This is a genomic window from Neisseria sp. HMSC067G12, assembly GCF_001812725.1.
Classification (GTDB): domain Bacteria; phylum Pseudomonadota; class Gammaproteobacteria; order Burkholderiales; family Neisseriaceae; genus Neisseria; species Neisseria perflava.
Window position 1 is genome coordinate 179,658 of the sequence record NZ_KV810182.1, and the last position, 17,116, is coordinate 196,773.

Sequence of the window (17,116 nt, forward strand, 5' to 3'; positions counted from 1 at the left end):
AAATAAAAGGCCGTCTGAAATTTCAGACGGCCTTTTTATCCCAATCAAAAATCTGATTTACAAAACAGATTTAACAGTGGCAACCACATTGTCTACGGTAAAGCCGAATTCTTTGAACAGCAAATCAGCAGGTGCAGACTCGCCGAAGCGGTTGATACCGACCACGGCGCCGTTCAAACCGACGTATTTATACCAACCGTCGGCATGTCCGGCTTCTATGGCTACGCGTGGCAAACCTTCCGGCAGAACAGCGGCTTTATAGGCGGCATCTTGACGGTCGAATACATTGGTAGAAGGCATGGAAACAACGCGTACGGCAATACCTTGTTCTGCCAATACTTTTTGCGCTTCCAGAGCCAATTCAACTTCAGAACCGGTAGCAATTACAACAGCTTGTGCATTGCCTTGAGCTTCACTGATGACGTAGCCACCGCGTTTGATGTCGTTCAGCTGTTGTTCATCACGCGCTTGGAATTTCAGGTTTTGACGGCTGAAAATCAAGCTGGACGGATGATCGGCAGCTTTAACGGCTTCAGCCCACGCCACCAAAGATTCAACGGTATCGCATGGACGCCATACATCCATATTTGGAATTAGGCGCAGAGTGGCAGTTTGCTCGATAGGTTGGTGGGTAGGACCATCTTCGCCCAAACCAATGGAATCGTGAGTGAACACAAATACAGGGTTGATTTTCATCAGCGACGCCATACGCAAAGCATTACGCTCGTATTCGCTGAACATCAGGAAAGTCGCGCCGAATGGTTTAACACCGCCATGCAGGGTAAGGCCGTTCATGATTGCGCCCATGCCGAACTCGCGAACGCCGTAGTGAATATAGTTGCCGCCGTGTTCGCGGGTAACGGAAACGCTGTTTGACCAGTCAGTCAGGTTGGACGGGGTCAAGTCTGCAGAACCGCCCACCAATTCAGGCAGCTCTTTTGCCAAGATTTCGATGCTGTTTTGGCTGGCTTTACGGGTGGCGATGGTTTCTGCTTTGGCGCACACTTCTTTCAATGCGGCTTGAACGTAAGCATCGAAGTTTTCAGGCAGTTTTTTATCCATGCGACGCACAAATTCTGCGGCTTCGGCAGGATATTTGGCTTGATATTGAGCGAAGAGTTCGTTCCATTCGGCCTCAAGTTTCGCGCCTTTTTCTTTTGCATCCCATGCAGCATAGATCTCTTGAGGGATTTCAAACGCAGGATAAGCCCAACCCAAATGTTTGCGCGTGGCTTCGATCTCGTCCGCACCCAAAGGCGCACCGTGGGTTTTGTGGCTGCCTTCTTTGTTAGCACTGCCTTTACCGATTAAGGTTTTGCAGCAAATCAGGGAAGGTTTGCCGGTTTCGGCGCGGGCGGCTTCAATGGCCGTCTGAATGGCATCGGTATCATGACCGTTTACATTTGGAATCACCTGCCAGCCGTAGCTTTCAAAACGTTGCGGGATGTTTTCGGTAAACCAACCGTCCACTTTACCGTCAATGGAAATATTGTTGTCATCATATAAAACAATCAGTTTGCCCAAACCTAAAGTGCCGGCAAGCGAGCAGGCTTCGTGCGATACGCCTTCCATCATACAACCGTCGCCCATGAAGACGTAGGTGTGGTGGTCAACGATGTTCAAACCGTCTTTATTAAATTCGGCAGCCAAGATTTTTTCGGCTAAAGCCATGCCCACTGCGTTGGCAATACCTTGTCCCAATGGACCGGTCGTGGTTTCCACGCCGTCGGTGTAGCCATATTCAGGATGGCCGGGGGTTTTACTGTGCAGTTGGCGGAAATTTTTCAGATCATCAATAGAAACGTTGTAGCCGGTCAGGTGCAACAGGCTGTAAAGAATCATGGAAGCATGACCATTGGAGAGGACAAAACGGTCGCGGTTGTAGAATTTCGGGTTGGCCGGATTATGATTGAGGAACTTCGTCCACAACACTTCTGCCATTTCCGCCATACCCATAGGCGCACCCGGGTGGCCTGAGTTGGCTTTTTGTACGGCATCGACTGAGAGGAAACGGATTGCGTTTGCCAGTTGAGACATGGTTTGACCTTCCTTGGACAAGATTGGAAATATGAAAAAAGGTGTACCGATTATCGCCTGAATCAGCCGTGCTTTCAAGGATAGCTTTTGATATTCGCTTTGTCAGACGGCCTGTTTCCACTCGGTTACCCGAAACGGACGGGACAGATGATATTAACTGTTATTTCGTTTTGAAACAGTGCTTTATATATTTTTATCGTGTAAATAGCAAATCACTATAAGTTTGCACACATGCCGAACCATAAACCTTTGAATACTGCCCTTTTCAGACGGCCCTACATCAAACGGCCGCAAGGAATCCATCGTTAATACGAAGTCCCTCTTTTGCTTTGAATAGAGTCAAATGTTATGATTTGTATGCACGCGAAAGGCCGTCTGAAAATATCCACATCAAACTACTACCATGACAACAGGCTTGTGTGCACTTCATCAAGGAACACTGAAATGTCACCAGAAAACCAAGCTGAAAATACCACACCCTCAACAGAAAAAACAGCAAAAGCCACTCCGCCCAAACCTTCCAAACCTAAATCCAGCGTGATTCAAATCCATCCTGAAGGCGAACGCATCCATCCTAAAAAGGCGGAAGGACGCTTTGCCAAACTGCGTATCGCCGCAGTATTGGCGACCCAGTTTGTATTTTACGTTATTCCATGGTTCAACTGGAGCGGCCGTCAGGCGGTTTTATTCAATATCCCTGACCGTCATTTCTTCATTTTCGGACTGTCGCTGGGTATGGGCGATTTGATTTACCTTGCCTTACTGCTGATGATTTGCGCATTCGGATTGTTTTGGTGGACAACCATTGCCGGTCGTTTGTGGTGCGGCTATTCATGCCCGCAAACGGTTTACACCGAAATTATGCTGTGGATTGACAACTTGGTCGAAGGCGATAGAAACAAACGCCTAAAACTGGAAAAATCGCCTTGGAACTTTACTAAAATTCGCATTAAGGCCACCAAATACCTGCTGATTTTCCTTGTCTGCGCATGGACAGGTATCACTTTTGCAGGCTGGTTTATCCCGATCCGCCAATTTGTTCCCGATTTATTCACCGGAGCAGCAGGCGGCGGCGCAATGTTTGCCGCAGCATTTTACGGATTCATGACTTTCTTCTTCGCCCACATCATGCGCGAAAAAGTGTGTCTGCATATGTGTCCGTATGCACGTTTCCAAAGTGCAATGTTTGACAAAGACACGCTGATTATTTCTTACGATACCGAACGCGGCGAACCGCGCGGCGCACGCAAGAAAACCGCCAACAAAGAAGACAGCGGCTTGGGCGACTGCATCAACTGCACCATGTGCGTGCAAGTCTGCCCCGTCGGTATCGACATCCGCGACGGTTTGCAATACCAATGTATCGGCTGCGCGGCGTGTATCGATGCCTGCGACGAAATCATGGACAAAATGGGCTACGAGCGCGGCTTGATCCGTTATACAACCGAAGGCGCGTTGGAACACGAATACCCTGAAAGCGACATCAAAAAACGCTTGAAACGTCCGCGCGTAGCTGGTTATGGCGCAGTACTCCTGGTGGTCATCATCGCCTTCCTGGTCGGCATTTCCACCCGAAAAATGGTCGAAGTCGATATCCTGAAAGACCGTGGTGTCATGGTTCGCGAAAACAGCCAAGGCTGGTTGGAAAATGCCTATAACCTGCGTATTATCAACAATAGTGAAAACGAACAACTGATGACCGCAACCGTCAAAGGCTTTGACGAAATCGCGCTGACCGGCCTGCCTGAAAACGGTATTAAAATTGCGCCGCGGGAAACCGTTACCATCCCAGTACAGGTATCTACCATTCCCGAATACGCCGACAAAGGCAGCCATCCGATTGAATTTACCTTTATCTATCGCGAGACCGGCTCTGCCGACTCCAAACCGACTACTTTAGAAGAAAAAGCAACCTTTATCGGAGAATAAACGGTGTCCCCACAACCCAAAATCAAACCTTGGTACAAACATATTTGGCCCTGGGTGCTGATGGCAGGCCCCATCTTCGTCGTTATCGCCAGCGTTTCCATGTTCTTCGTCGCAAAAGAACACACGACAGACTTGGTGTCTGACGATTACTACAAAGACGGCAAACACATCGAAATCCAACTTCACCGTGATGAAGAAGCCGTTAAACGGCAAATTCAAGTGCAGGTCTTAATCAGTCCGGATATGAATGCCGCCAAAGTATTCGTCAGCGGACAATTCGATACCAAACAGCCATTAAACCTATTGTTGATGCACCCGACGCGCAAAGCCGATGACCAAACCGTCAAGCTGCGCGCCGTAACAGCCGAACCACAAAACGGCCGCATGGAATACGAAGCCGTCTTTAAACCTTTACGCCCAACCAATCATTGGTACTTACGCGTTGAAGATGCCTCAGGCGTATGGCGTGTTGAAAACAAATGGATAGTCAGCCAAGGCAATGCAGTCAATCTGACGCCTATGGACAAATTGTTCGACAACGGCAAACAAGCCGCTTCAACAGAACAATAAATCCCGACCCAGGCCGTCTGAAACCTTTCAGACGGCCTGAAATCTTCATACCCTCTTATATTCCCTTCCAAATATGATTTTTTCCGATTGGCGCAGACTGACCGAAAATGAAGTCCGTATGGCAAAACAAGTTTTTGCGGACAGCATAGACTTCCACCACATCAAAATATATCGCGGCATTCCACTTATACCCAACGCCAATACCGCCATTGCGCCCAATGGAAACATATACTTTCCTCGTAAACACTGCCCTGATGATTTCACTCAAGCCGGCATCGCCTACAAAATCTGGCTGATTCATGAGCTGACACATGTCTGGCAACACCAGCGCGGTCACAAAGTTTGGCTTTCCGGCCTATTCATCATGCTCAAAGGCGGATACAGAAAACGCAAAGCTTACGCCTACCCTATCCCCTTACCCCACATCAACCAATTAAATATCGAACAGCAGGCAGACCTTATTGCTCACTATTTCGCAGCTACTTTTCTACCCAAAAACATTTACACCCCGCAACAGCCTATTTTTCAGACGGCCTTAGCAGATTTTCTTCACAACCCACACGACAAAAATCTATGCCCAAGATACTTGTCGGCAAAAAAACAACACTTCAAAAAGCAGAGTGAACAAATAAGCTATAATGAACAACCCGACACATCATCCAAAAGATCCCAAACCATGCCTTGGAACATACCTATTTTACTTACCTGGATGCGCGTCCTATTAATCCCCGTGTTCACCATCCTATTCTATTTACCGAACACATGGATTCAACCACAAACCGTCAACTGGACAGCCGCTATCATCTTTGCACTTGCAGCTATTACAGACTGGTTCGACGGCTTTTTAGCACGCCGCTGGAAACAAACCTCCGACTTCGGTGCATTCCTCGACCCCGTTGCCGACAAGCTCATGGTTGCCGTTGCCCTGCTCCTGCTCGTCAGCCTTGGCAGAACATACGCCATCTTCGCCATGATTATTATCGGCCGGGAAATCACCATTTCCGCCTTGCGCGAATGGATGGCACAAATGGGCAAACGCGGCAGCGTTGCAGTGGCCACTATCGGCAAATTCAAAACCACCGCCCAAATGATCGCCATCTTCCTTTTGCTTATCGGCACAGACAAATATAACGATCCTTTCTATCTCATTGGTAACATATTGATGTTTATAGCATCTGTATTGACCATCTGGTCCATGTGCTACTACCTGAAAATGGCATGGAAAGAATTCAAATAAATTTTTAAAAAAAATAAAAACAAAATACTTGACGCACGCGATTAAATCCATAATAATTGCGTCTTCTTCGATATACGAAGCAACAAACTATCAGAGCGGGAATAGCTCAGTTGGTAGAGCGCAACCTTGCCAAGGTTGAGGTCGCGAGTTCGAGACTCGTTTCCCGCTCCAGTTTAATTTCAGATGCACTCAAATGCGGGAATAGCTCAGTTGGTAGAGCGCAACCTTGCCAAGGTTGAGGTCGCGAGTTCGAGACTCGTTTCCCGCTCCATTCTGATTACTTGTTGATTGTTCTTTTTCAATATGCGGGAATAGCTCAGTTGGTAGAGCGCAACCTTGCCAAGGTTGAGGTCGCGAGTTCGAGACTCGTTTCCCGCTCCATTAAATCATGCATCCGAATACGCGGGAATAGCTCAGTTGGTAGAGCGCAACCTTGCCAAGGTTGAGGTCGCGAGTTCGAGACTCGTTTCCCGCTCCAGTTTCATACTACAACACTCAAACGTAGTTTTGGCGAGATAGCAAAGTGGTTATGCAGCGGATTGCAAATCCGTCTACGCCGGTTCGATTCCGACTCTCGCCTCCATCCCTTTCATGGCGGGGTGGCAGAGTGTTTATGCTATAAGGGGTGCAACCCTTATACAGGCCGGTTCAAATCCGCGCCCCCGCCTCCAATTTCTCAATTTACTGTCTACGCCCGGGTGGTGAAATAGGTAGACACAACGGACTTAAAATCCGTCGGCCCTAAACCGGCCGTGCCGGTTCGATTCCGGCTCCGGGCACCAATAAATATCTGAATTTATTGAAAAACCTAATATTCTAAATTTCTAATTGACAGCTTATTTGTAAGGCTGTCTTTTTTGTTTGTGCCTGATTTGTATCTAACTTGCGCCATTTGCGTCAAATGTGACAAGCTCGTGCAAAGGTCTCAGGCTATGACAACGAGGAAGACCGGTAGCATCTGGTAATCATCGTTTGCTGGACGGCATTATGCGCAAAGCCCACCGCAACCGTCCGCTGATGGAAGCGTAAACCAAACGTAACCGACATCTATCGAAGACCCGTTATGTGGTCGAACAAAGCTTCGGTACGCTGCACCGTAAGTCCCGCTACACTCGGGTAGCCTATTTCGGTCTGATTAAAGTGAGTGCATAAAGCCATCTGAAGGCAATGTGTTTAAACCTGTTGAAAGCAGCTAACAGGCTAAGTGCGCCTGTTGTTACCTAAAAGGCGGCCCGGATGCCTGATTATCAGGTATCTGGGGAGAGTAAAGAGGGGGGTTTGAGTAGAATCAGTGGGTACTTGGAACGAAAACAGTCGAAAATCTATGTTTGGATTTCGGCTGCTGGAAGGAAAAGGAATTTTGCAAAGGTCTCATTTTAAAATTTCCCAAAATGATAAGGCCATCTGAAAATCCTTTTTCAGACGACCTTATCATTCAAATCAGAAGGACTTAAACCAATTTCTCCAGCATCCATTTAACGTAACGGCTGACGCCTTGTTTTACATCCAAGAATTCTTCTTTATACCCAGCTTCGCGCAGCTTGGTAATATCCGCTTGAGTAAAGCTCTGATATTTGCCTTTGAGTGCATCTGGGAATGGAATATAACGGATAAGTTCTTCTTCAACCAACTCTTTCAAACTCATTTCAGGCTTGCCTTCGGCCGCACGACAAGCGTTGACGGTTGCGGCGGCAAGTTCGTTAAACTGTTGGCTACGACCTGTACCGAGGTTAAAGATACCTGAAAGCTCAGGATGATCGAAGAAGTAAAGGTTAACTTTGGCAACATCTTCTACGCTGACAAAATCGCGTGTTTGCTCACCATTACCGTAGCCGTCATTGGCGCCAAACAGATTAACATAACCATGCTCGCGGTATTGGTGGAAATGATGGAAGGCGACGGATGCCATACGGCCTTTGTGTTGCTCCTGCTGTCCATATACGTTGAAGTAGCGGAAGCCAACGACTTGGGCGGTCAGGCCTTCTTTCATGCGGCGGCGCAATACTTGGTCAAACAAGAATTTAGAGTAGCCATATACATTGAGCGGTTTTTCCAGTTCGCGCTCTTCGCGGAAGATTTCGCCCTTGCCGTACACTGCGGCGCTGGAAGCATAAAGGAACGGAATGCGTTCATCCTGACACCAGTCCAAGAGATCAAGTGTGTACTGGTAGTTGTTGTCCATCATGTAAAGGCCGTCATGATTCATGGTATCAGAACATGCGCCTTGGTGGAAAACGGCTTCGATATCGTCGTAAGGCAGAAGATGGCCGCGCACTTGACGGATAAATTCGTGTTTATCGAGATAATGGGCAATTTCACACTCGGCAAGGTTTTTAAATTTTTCGCCTTTGCTCAAATTGTCGACGGCAACAATGTCGGTAATACCGCGCTGGTTAAGTGCTTTGACGATGTTGCTGCCAATAAAGCCGGCCGCGCCTGTTACGATAATGGTCATAATGAATTTCCTTTATTTTGATTTTTCAGACGGCCTTGAAGAAATCATGCTGTCTAAAAATAAAAACTTGTCTGTCTGGATTATTTTCCAACTCTATTTTCAGACGGCCTTTAGATTTTAAGGCCGTCTGAAACCGCAATTATTGCTCTTCCAATGCCTTAGTCAATTCGGCAAACGAGCAAACCGCTGTACCAAGTTTTGCCACGACAACACCTGCCGCAGTATTGGCAAGGTGCATCGCTTCGGGCATGGTATAACCAGCGGCCAAACCCAAGCCCACTCCGGCAATAACGGTATCGCCTGCACCCGATACATCATAGACTTCTTGGGCCCGTGTAGGCTGATAAATCGGCTCGCCCTCATTGAACAGGGTCATACCCTCTTCACTTCGGGTCAGCAAAATCGCGGTCAAATCAAGATGACGGCGCAGGTTTTGGGCTTTTTCAGTCAAATCATTTTCGTTTTTCCAGCTACCCACCACTTCTTTCAACTCTGCACGGTTAGGCGTAATCAGCGTAGCGCCGGCATATTTTTCGTAATCATCGCCTTTGGGGTCGATTAAAACAGGTTTACCGGCCTGTTTCGCCCAATCGATCATATCGGAAATATGCGACAGGCCGCCCTTGCCGTAATCTGAAAAAATAATGGCATCGTATTCAGGCAACACTTCGCAATATTGATGCTTGATTTGTTCCAACACTTCACGATGAGGCGATTCTTCAAAATCAAGTCGGATAAGCTGCTGATTACGGGCAACAACGCGCAATTTGACAGTAGTCGCAATTTGCTTGTCGCGCATCAGATAGGAAGCAACGCCGTCTTGCATCATCAATGCGTCCAACGCATCTGCAGCTTCATCATCGCCAGTCACGGACAACAGCCCTACTTTGCCGCCCAATGAAGCGATATTGCGCGCAACGTTTGCCGCCCCGCCCGCCCGCTGGTCGATACGGGCGATTTTCGCCACCGGCACAGGGGCTTCAGGAGAAATGCGGGACACATCGCCAAACCAATAACGGTCGAGCATCACATCGCCGACAACAAGGACTTTGGCTTGTGCAAAACGGGATTTGAGGGTTTCTTGTTGGAACTTGGTTACCATACTGGCTCCATTAAAATCTCTGTGTAAGGCTTGTTATCGGTTTATTGATCTAACAGCCTAAAAATATCTTGAGGCTCATATACCTGCATATGGTTTTTCGAGTACGACGCCTGTTCATGAGATGACAACAACGCTGCTTTCAGCATGGCTTGCGCCAATTTTTCGACAGCAAGTGGACGTTGGTTTTTCAGCATGCCGATGCGGTTGAGTACGCGAAAAATCCGTTCTGCTATTTTTTCGCCCAAGCGGTCGCTGTTCGGACGAATCAGCAATGGCGGGCGGAAAATAATAAGGTGAGGAAAATTCAAAGCGATAATTGCTTGCTCCAATTCGCCCTTCATCCGTTGATAAAACAGGCGCGAAGCAGAATTTGCACCGGAAGCGGAAATCAAAACCAAAGTATTGACGCCGTTTTCTCGTGCGGCTTTGGCAAATTCAAGATTTGCCTCATAATCAATTGCCCATTGCGCTTCTTTACTTCCTGCTGCTTTCAGGGTTGTTCCCAAGCAGGCAAACAATCATCCTGTACTTCATCGCGCCAATCATCAGGCTGAGAAAAATCAATCTGATGGCTATTTAGCTTTTGGTGGGTAAAATCAGGATGTCTGCGACCGAAGCAGTCGATAGACTCAACCTCTGAACTGGTTGCAAGTAAAGGCAACAAGGATTTTCCTGTTGCGCCTGTCGCACCAATCACAATCGTCTTCATACTTCAGACGGCCTTAAGCGTTGGCTACTCGATTGACTTCACGCAATACGGCTACCGGATCGGCAGCTTTGGTTACCGGACGGCCCATTACCAAATAGGTTGAACCGGCAGCCAATGCTTCGGCCGGTGTCATAATACGGCGTTGGTCGTCATTATTGCCTGCAACGTCCAAGCGGATACCTGGTGTGACCAAGACAAAATCCTGTCCCAATTCACGACGCAATGGTGCGGCTTCTTGAGCGGAACATACCACGCCGTCCAAGCCTGAACTTTGCGCCAGTTTCGCCAAGCGGATGACTTGTTCTTCAGGGGCGATGTTCAAACCAATTTCGGACAAGTCGCTTTGTTCCATGCTAGTCAACACGGTTACGCCGATTAGGAGCGGCTTGGTTTGATATCCGGCAACGGCTTCTGCTGCAGCTTCCATCATGCGGCGGCCACCGGAGGCGTGCATATCGACCATCCAAACGCCCATATCGGCAGCAACTTTACAGGCCTGAGCAACTGTGTGGGGAATATCGTGGTATTTCAAATCGAGGAAAAGTTTGAAACCTTGATTGATTAAGCTTTCTGCCAAATTACGGCCGGTTGCGGTAAACAGCTCTTTGCCGATTTTGATTTGACACAATGCCGGGTCAAGATTGCGGACAAATCCGAGCGTATCTTTTTCGTTGGCAAAATCAAGGGCGACGATAACGGGAGTACGTTGTTGCTGAGTTTGGAAGTCGGAGATCAAGGGATTCATAAGATGCCTGCGGAAACGGTTATAGCTTCGATTTTAACAGCTTTTGTACACAAAAGGCCGTCTGAAAATATTTTTTCAGACGGCCTCATGATTTTACTTCAGCAAAACTTATTTGCCCAAACCTTTCAATACTTCGGCTTTCACGGCTTCTACTGCTTGGGTGCCGTCGACTTTGATGTATTTAGGCGCGTGTTCGCCTTCCAGTTTGCTGTAGAAATCAACCAGAACTTCGGTTTGCTCGTGGTAAACGGCAAGGCGTTTTTTCACGGTTTCTTCTTTGTCGTCGTCGCGTTGAATCAAATCTTCGCCGGTTACGTCGTCTTTGCCTTCAACTTTAGGCGGATTGTAGGTAACGTGGTAAGTACGGCCGGAAGCCAAATGCACGCGGCGGCCGCTCATGCGGTCGACAATCACGCTGTCGGGTACGTCGATTTCAACAACCGCGTCCAAATCCACACCAGCTTCAACCATCGCTTCGGCTTGTGCCAATGTGCGTGGGAAACCGTCAAACAGGAAACCGTTTTTGCAGTCGTCTTGGGCAATACGCTCTTTGACCATGCCGATGATGATGTCGTCGCGTACCAAACCGCCTTCATCAATGATTTTTTTTGCTTCCAAACCCAGCGGAGTGCCTGCTTTGATGGCAGCACGGAGCATATCGCCGGTAGAGATTTGAGGAATGCCGAATGCAGCAGTGATGAATTGAGCCTGTGTGCCTTTGCCGGCGCCTGGTGCGCCCAACAATAATACTTTCATGATGAGTCCTTCTTGGTTTATGGATTTGATGTTTGTTTAATTCTACACGCCTTGCGTTTATCGTTCAAAACTTCAGACGGCCTGCTCTGAGCCAAAGTGCTGCCACGCATCATCGCGCATTTCGATAAACCAGCTGTCTTCGGGGAAGCGTTCCAATGCGTCTTTCAACGTGGAAAGTAGGTTTTGGGACAAGGCTTTTGCCAAATATTCTTCCTCGTTGGCTTCTGCCGCTTTATCCGGCTGTTGCGCTAAACCGAGGGCGCGTGTCCGATGGCCGTGTGCCAGATAGTTGAGCGCAATCACTTTTTGTGCCCAAAGCTGGGGAATATCGGGGCTTTCCTGCAACAACACCGATAAAATCGATACGGCGACCGCCAACCGTCCGCCGGTCATGCGCAAATCTAAGGATTGGTTGGGCGGCAGGGTGCTGAGCATTTCTGCCATGCGAAACCAAAATTCGCCGCTGGCCTCGTCGGGCGCGGCCACTTTCAACATTTCGTAGTTGAACTCTTGATCGTCGTCTTTGACCAGCAAAGCGACATCGGCAAGCAGTTTTTGTTCGTCACGGCTCAAATGGCGTAAATCATTCATGTTTTTTCCTTTCAGACGGCCTCGAACACAGCCCTTACCCTGTCCAAATCTTCCTGTGTATCCACGCCGGCGGCTGGCGCTTCTTGGGCAATTTCAACAGCAATCGGATAACCGTGCCACAGGACGCGCAATTGTTCCAGAGATTCAATGGTTTCCAAAGGAGAAACTTCCATTTCGGAATAGCGTTGCAGGAAACCTGCACGATAGGCATAAATGCCGATGTGGCGCAAGACAGCTGTTTCTGAAGGCAATTCACGTTTTTCAGAGCGCATCACATCGCGTGGATAAGGAATCGGGGCGCGGCTGAAATAGATGGCGTTGCGGTTTTTGTCGAGGACGGCTTTGACAACGTTAGGATTCATAAACTCGTCAAAATCGTGCAATTCGTGGGCGGCGGTCGCCATTTGCACATTGTTTTCAACCAAAACTTCAGCCGTACGGTTGATGAGTTCGGGATCGATTAAAGGCTCGTCGCCTTGTACGTTCACAACAATCAGATGCTGCGGCAGTTTCAGCGTATTGGCCGCTTCGGCAAGACGCGTTGTACCGCTTTCGTGTTGATTAGAAGTCATGACCACTTCGACACCGTGCGCCTGACAGGCCGTCTGAATATCAGGATGGTCGGTGGCAACGACAACATGCGCGGCCTTGCTTTTCGCTGCTTGTTCGGCAACACGTACAACCATCGGTTTACCGTGAATATCGGCCAAAGCCTTGCCCGGCAGACGTGAAGAATCCAACCGCGCCGGAATCAATACGACAAATTCGGTCATGCTTTCAGTTCCTCTTCGCTCAACGCTCGTGCTTCGTTTTCCAGCATATAAGGGATGCCGTCACGAATCGGATAAGCCAGCTTTGCCTGACGGCTCCACAATTCCTGTTTGTCTTGATGGTATTCGAGTTTGCCTTTGGTAACAGGACAAACAAGGATGTCTAAGAATTTTTTTTCCATGGGGTTACTTTCTGGTTTGGTGGTTTTAGCGAAAATCACTTTGCTCGTTTTGGCGAAACTTGCTGCACTCGTTTTCAGACGGCCTCAAGCGGCATTATTTTTTCCGTGCCGTTTTCTTCGTTTGCTGTGTACAAGCTTGGTCAGGATTTTTGCCATTGCACATGATCTGACGGATTTCACGGGCTAAGTTTGCGTTTTGACTGGATTTTTCGTATTTTTCGGTGATGATACTCAATATTGGGGTCATTGTTGCTTCAAGATAGCGTGGAGTTTTAGCGAGTATTGATTGACCCACTGCAGTGCCGTAAAAGTCAATCAATGCGTTGACTTCTTCCTGAGTATAAACCGTCTTTATGCCTTCCAAAGCCGCTTTATGCAACTGGGCACGCACTTGCGGTGTATTGATTTCAGCAATCAATTGAGTTGTATATTTTTTCAAGACTGCTTCCAACTGAGGACGTTTGTCTTCCGGCGCATCTTTCCAAAGATTCTGTACATTCGGATCAGAAAGCACAATACCTCCAACGCTTTGGAGAGACTGGTCTAACAGAGCATCCATCTTCTGCACCTCAAACAAACGCTCCAGCGACGCATCACTGGGCGGCGCGGCAAACGCATTGGCACACAATGCCAGCGCAGCGAAGGGTAATAATAAGGTTTTCAGCTTCATCTTTTTCTACCTTTCAACAAAAAATAAATATTTTCAGATAGTCGGAAAATTATTTGGCACACTTCGGCAAATGTTTGTTGCCTTCGCATAAAATACCATGTGTTTGCTCCTCAAAAGCAGGCGTATATTTATCGCTTGCATTGAGGTAGTTTTGACTCATGGTTTTGTGGATAATCTCATCACTCAGCTTATCGAAATGCTTAATTTTCTCGAGCGCAGACTTACCGGCACCATGCCCAAATGCTTCAGTCATCTTTTCTATATCCGATTGGCTCAACATATCCTCAAGATTTCCACCATGCTGTTGGAAACTTCTTATCTTTTTCAAAATATTTTTTCCCTGAGCCGAAGAGAAAAAACGGTTGGTTACATCCACTTCTTCTTGTGTGAATACTTTCTGTACGGCACGCTTTTCTTCATCCAACCATTGTTTTTTCAACTCAGGGCGGCTCAAATCGTCTTGCATGTTTTTCATATAACGGCTGATGACCGCCTTCATCTGCGCTTTTTGAGCTTTGGGCGTCATCGTTAACAAGCGTTCATTGTCCTCTTTATTCACCATCTCTAAAGAACGTTGTACTTTCTCGCTATAATTACTGCTTATCCCTTGAATTTCCAACCATTTCATTGCAGATTCATCACTTGGTTTAGCAGCTAAGCTTTGAGTGGATACAAATAAAGCTGCGCAAGCGACCAACAAATATTTTAACTTCATGATTTACTCCTATTGCGTAGTTTGAAGATCATCTTTAAAACATCTGTGAAACATCTATAAGCATTTAGATTGAAACATTCGCGGATACAAACGCCGCCAAGTCCGGCTCAATTATCGCATAAACAGGCAAGACCCACACATGATTCAAACCGTGGCCGTCTGAAAATTTGACTGCATCCTTTTCCGTGATAATCACCACATCTGCGTCCGGTAAATCCGCGGCCGTAATATCTGCATGATCAGGCAAGGCAACGGTTTGTTTCAAAGCGATATTCATGCTTTGCAACGTATTGAAAAAACGTTCCGGCTTGGCGATACCGGCGACGGCAGCGACGGTTTGATTTCCCAAGCCTTCCAAATCCAATTTCTCAAACGGCCTGTTCAACCGGTAAATCCGCCCTGTTTCAATATGGCTGACAAACATATTTTCAGACGGCTTAAATGCCGCATCTGCCTTTCCGCCACTGACGACGACCGCATCAACGGAAGCCAATCGCGACAAAGGTTCGCGCAAGCTGCCGTTGGGCAGTAAATCCAAATCCGTCCGCCCCGTATCCGCCGCCGGGAATACGGCAATTTCCATATCGCGCTGCAAGGCATAATGTTGCAAGCCGTCGTCGGTCACAATCAATTCAAGCTCCGGATGCGCTGCAAGCAATGCCCTGCCTGCTTCTGCACGGCTGCTGCCTACCGCCGTCGGCGCACCGGTTTGGCGAAACAGCAATAAAGGCTCGTCGCCTGCATCTGCCGCACTGCTGGCTGTATTCAATACATGAACCGCCTTACTCTTGCGCCCATAACCTCGGCTGATGATACCGACCTTAACGCCCTTTTCCTGCAAACCCGACACCAGCGCAGCGACTATCGGCGTTTTCCCTGTTCCGCCTGCATGGATATTGCCGACTACCACCACAGGCACAGGCAATTTTTCGCTTTTCAGACGGCCTGAAACAAAATCATCGCGCCGTTTCGCCGCAATTTTGGCAAACAGCTTGGACAATGGTTTTAACAGCAAAGACAAAAACGGATTGGGGGATTGCCAATGGCGTTCGATAATTTGGTGGAGTTTGGGCATACGCACGGCTTTTGAAGCGAAAATCAAACGATAATATAACACAAGCCCGCCCAGGCAAGGCCGTCTGAACATGCGCCTTTGATAATATTAAAACAAAGGGCGCAAGTTTCATAAAAACGAATACAACGAATCGCTCTAAAACCCTTATAATTCAACTTTCCCAAATTTTTCCTGTTTCGCAATGTCCGAACTCTTCGCGCCCTCCTCCATTTCCGTATCCGAACTCAACGCCCTCGCCAAAGCCTTGTTGGAAGACCATCTCGCAGGCTTGTGGATTGCCGGCGAAGTATCCAACCTGACCCGTGCTGCCAGCGGACATTATTATTTCTCGCTCAAAGACAGCCGCGCTCAGGTGCGTTGCGCGATGTTTAAGGGTGCGGCCATGCGCTTGGCGAAGCCTTTGAAAGAAGGCGACCATATCGAGGTATCAGGAAGAATCAGTATTTATGAAGCGCGGGGTGAATTTCAGATTACGGTGAACGAGGTGCGGCTCAAAGGCTTGGGGCAGCTTTACGAAGCCTATGAGCGATTGAAGGCGCAGTTGCAGGCGGAAGGCGCGTTTTCAGCGGAACGCAAGAAACCTCTGCCCGCCCGTCCGCAATGTATCGGCATCGTCACCAGCCTGGCGGCGGCAGCTTTGCGCGATGTCGTGACCACCTTAAACCGCCGCGCACCCGAAATCCCCGTTATCGTTTATCCGACGCCCGTACAAGGCACAGGCAGCGAGTTGCAAATTGCTCAAGCGATTAAAACCGCTTCGCAACGCGCCGAATGTGACGTGCTGATTGTCTGTCGCGGCGGCGGCAGCATTGAAGACTTGTGGGCGTTTAATGAAGAACCGGTTGTGCGCGCCATCGAAGCCTGCGCAATTCCCGTTGTCAGCGGCGTAGGCCACGAAACCGATTTCACACTCGCCGATTTCGTCGCCGACGTACGCGCACCCACGCCGACCGGCGCGGCAGAACTGGTCAGCCCCAACCGCCAAGAATCGTTACATCGTCTAGCCCAAGCGCAAGGCCGTCTGAAAACCGTTTTGGAGCAACGTTATTTCGATGCCAGCCAAAAACTCGACTGGTTGGCGCGGCAAATCCGTCACCCGCGCCAAAAACTTGACGATCAGCGCGCTTCAATCAGCAAGCTGGCGCAAACGCTGTCTTACTCGATGACGCAAAACCTCCGTGCCCATACCGCCCGTTTTGAACGCCAAACCCAAACCCTGAAACATTGCCGTCCTGATGTTTCCATTTACAAACACAACATCGACCGCTTTCAGACGGCCTTGTCGCATTCCTTCCGCCAGCTGCTTGTCCAACGCTGTCAAAGCCTGATCGCCCAAGCCGCATTGCTCGAAGCCGTATCGCCGCAGCATATTCTGGAGCGAGGTTTCTCCGTCGTCAAAAACACACGCGGACAAGTCATCCGCAATGCCGATACATTGAAACAAGGGCAGAAACTGCACATCACTTTTGCCGACGGCGAAACCGACGTACGCGTGACCAAAGAGCAGGCTCAGGGCGAGTTGTTTGACTGACAAAATAAAGGCCGTCTGAAACTTTATGCGATTGAAGTGAAA

General features: G+C 48.5%; 17 protein-coding genes, 7 tRNA genes and 1 pseudogene. 12 read left to right on the plus strand and 13 right to left on the minus strand.

Annotation, left to right across the window (positions count from 1 at the left end):
* Positions 1-57 precede the first annotated feature (57 nt).
* Positions 58-2,037: a transketolase gene (gene tkt, locus HMPREF2871_RS00915; RefSeq protein ID WP_039862482.1), complete on the minus strand. Its 1,980-nt coding sequence runs from the start codon at positions 2,035-2,037 to the stop codon at positions 58-60.
* A 444-nt stretch (positions 2,038-2,481) separates the two neighbouring features.
* Between tkt and ccoG the strand changes: the two genes are divergently transcribed.
* The 11 genes and pseudogenes from ccoG to HMPREF2871_RS11280 form a co-directional block, all read left to right on the plus strand.
* Positions 2,482-3,966, plus strand: a complete 1,485-nt coding sequence (gene ccoG, locus HMPREF2871_RS00920; RefSeq protein ID WP_004520803.1) for a cytochrome c oxidase accessory protein CcoG — start codon at positions 2,482-2,484, stop codon at positions 3,964-3,966.
* 3 nt (positions 3,967-3,969) lie between these two features.
* Positions 3,970-4,536, plus strand: coding sequence for a FixH family protein (locus tag HMPREF2871_RS00925; RefSeq protein WP_039862483.1), 567 nt, complete (start codon positions 3,970-3,972; stop codon positions 4,534-4,536).
* Positions 4,537-5,212: 676 nt separating this feature from the next.
* The gene (gene pgsA, locus HMPREF2871_RS00935; RefSeq protein WP_003679552.1) at positions 5,213-5,773 is read left to right on the plus strand and encodes a CDP-diacylglycerol--glycerol-3-phosphate 3-phosphatidyltransferase; all 561 of its coding nucleotides are present in this window, start codon (positions 5,213-5,215) and stop codon (positions 5,771-5,773) included.
* Positions 5,774-5,868: 95 nt separating this feature from the next.
* Positions 5,869-5,944 (plus strand) — tRNA-Gly (locus HMPREF2871_RS00940).
* 24 nt (positions 5,945-5,968) lie between these two features.
* Positions 5,969-6,044, plus strand: a tRNA-Gly gene (locus HMPREF2871_RS00945).
* 34 nt (positions 6,045-6,078) lie between these two features.
* Positions 6,079-6,154: transfer RNA gene (locus HMPREF2871_RS00950), tRNA-Gly, on the plus strand.
* Positions 6,155-6,175: 21 nt separating this feature from the next.
* Positions 6,176-6,251, plus strand: a tRNA-Gly gene (locus HMPREF2871_RS00955).
* Positions 6,252-6,282: 31 nt separating this feature from the next.
* Positions 6,283-6,356: transfer RNA gene (locus HMPREF2871_RS00960), tRNA-Cys, on the plus strand.
* 10 nt (positions 6,357-6,366) lie between these two features.
* Positions 6,367-6,444 (plus strand) — tRNA-Cys (locus HMPREF2871_RS11835).
* A 21-nt stretch (positions 6,445-6,465) separates the two neighbouring features.
* A tRNA-Leu gene (locus tag HMPREF2871_RS00965) sits at positions 6,466-6,555 on the plus strand.
* Positions 6,556-6,701: 146 nt separating this feature from the next.
* A pseudogene (locus tag HMPREF2871_RS11280) lies at positions 6,702-6,997 on the plus strand (transposase); the annotation flags it as partial.
* Between the two features lie 226 nt (positions 6,998-7,223).
* On the opposite strand, the gene rfaD reads toward HMPREF2871_RS11280, so the two are convergent.
* The 12 genes from rfaD to lpxK form a co-directional block, all read right to left on the minus strand.
* Positions 7,224-8,228, minus strand: coding sequence for an ADP-glyceromanno-heptose 6-epimerase (gene rfaD, locus HMPREF2871_RS00970; protein ID WP_039862484.1), 1,005 nt, complete (start codon positions 8,226-8,228; stop codon positions 7,224-7,226).
* Positions 8,229-8,367: 139 nt separating this feature from the next.
* Positions 8,368-9,330, minus strand: a complete 963-nt coding sequence (rfaE1, locus tag HMPREF2871_RS00975) for a D-glycero-beta-D-manno-heptose-7-phosphate kinase (RefSeq protein ID WP_004520810.1) — start codon at positions 9,328-9,330, stop codon at positions 8,368-8,370.
* Between the two features lie 41 nt (positions 9,331-9,371).
* Complete coding sequence (locus tag HMPREF2871_RS00980; protein ID WP_004520811.1) at positions 9,372-9,836, minus strand: Rossmann-fold NAD(P)-binding domain-containing protein; 465 nt, start codon at positions 9,834-9,836, stop codon at positions 9,372-9,374.
* Positions 9,821-10,039 (minus strand): Rossmann-fold NAD(P)-binding domain-containing protein, encoded by a 219-nt coding sequence (locus HMPREF2871_RS12035; RefSeq protein WP_004520812.1) that lies wholly within the window; start codon positions 10,037-10,039, stop codon positions 9,821-9,823. Before HMPREF2871_RS12035 ends, HMPREF2871_RS00980 begins: the two co-directional genes overlap by 16 nt.
* Positions 10,040-10,052: 13 nt before the next feature.
* Complete coding sequence (gene pyrF, locus HMPREF2871_RS00985) at positions 10,053-10,784, minus strand: orotidine-5'-phosphate decarboxylase (RefSeq protein WP_049335590.1); 732 nt, start codon at positions 10,782-10,784, stop codon at positions 10,053-10,055.
* Positions 10,785-10,892: 108 nt separating this feature from the next.
* Positions 10,893-11,540 carry an adenylate kinase gene (gene adk / locus HMPREF2871_RS00990; RefSeq protein ID WP_003746105.1) on the minus strand — a complete coding sequence of 216 codons (648 nt, stop codon included), beginning with the start codon at positions 11,538-11,540 and terminating at the stop codon, positions 10,893-10,895.
* A gap of 72 nt (positions 11,541-11,612) precedes the next feature.
* Entirely contained in the window at positions 11,613-12,131 is a 519-nt protein-coding gene (locus tag HMPREF2871_RS00995) for a hypothetical protein (RefSeq protein WP_004520816.1), read from the minus strand.
* An 11-nt stretch (positions 12,132-12,142) separates the two neighbouring features.
* Positions 12,143-12,904 (minus strand): 3-deoxy-manno-octulosonate cytidylyltransferase, encoded by a 762-nt coding sequence (kdsB, locus tag HMPREF2871_RS01000; protein ID WP_004520817.1) that lies wholly within the window; start codon positions 12,902-12,904, stop codon positions 12,143-12,145.
* Complete coding sequence (locus HMPREF2871_RS01005; protein WP_003679524.1) at positions 12,901-13,083, minus strand: Trm112 family protein; 183 nt, start codon at positions 13,081-13,083, stop codon at positions 12,901-12,903. Before HMPREF2871_RS01005 ends, kdsB begins: the two co-directional genes overlap by 4 nt.
* A 94-nt stretch (positions 13,084-13,177) precedes the next feature.
* Positions 13,178-13,753 carry a DUF2059 domain-containing protein gene (locus HMPREF2871_RS01010; protein WP_049335588.1) on the minus strand — a complete coding sequence of 192 codons (576 nt, stop codon included), beginning with the start codon at positions 13,751-13,753 and terminating at the stop codon, positions 13,178-13,180.
* A gap of 49 nt (positions 13,754-13,802) precedes the next feature.
* Positions 13,803-14,468: a DUF2059 domain-containing protein gene (locus HMPREF2871_RS01015; RefSeq protein WP_049344150.1), complete on the minus strand. Its 666-nt coding sequence runs from the start codon at positions 14,466-14,468 to the stop codon at positions 13,803-13,805.
* Between the two features lie 64 nt (positions 14,469-14,532).
* Positions 14,533-15,543 carry a tetraacyldisaccharide 4'-kinase gene (gene lpxK, locus HMPREF2871_RS01020; RefSeq protein WP_049335618.1) on the minus strand — a complete coding sequence of 337 codons (1,011 nt, stop codon included), beginning with the start codon at positions 15,541-15,543 and terminating at the stop codon, positions 14,533-14,535.
* A 181-nt stretch (positions 15,544-15,724) separates the two neighbouring features.
* Here lpxK and xseA point away from each other — a divergent pair, with 181 nt between their 5' ends.
* The gene (gene xseA / locus HMPREF2871_RS01025) at positions 15,725-17,074 is read left to right on the plus strand and encodes an exodeoxyribonuclease VII large subunit (protein ID WP_049344148.1); all 1,350 of its coding nucleotides are present in this window, start codon (positions 15,725-15,727) and stop codon (positions 17,072-17,074) included.
* Positions 17,075-17,116 lie beyond the last annotated feature (42 nt).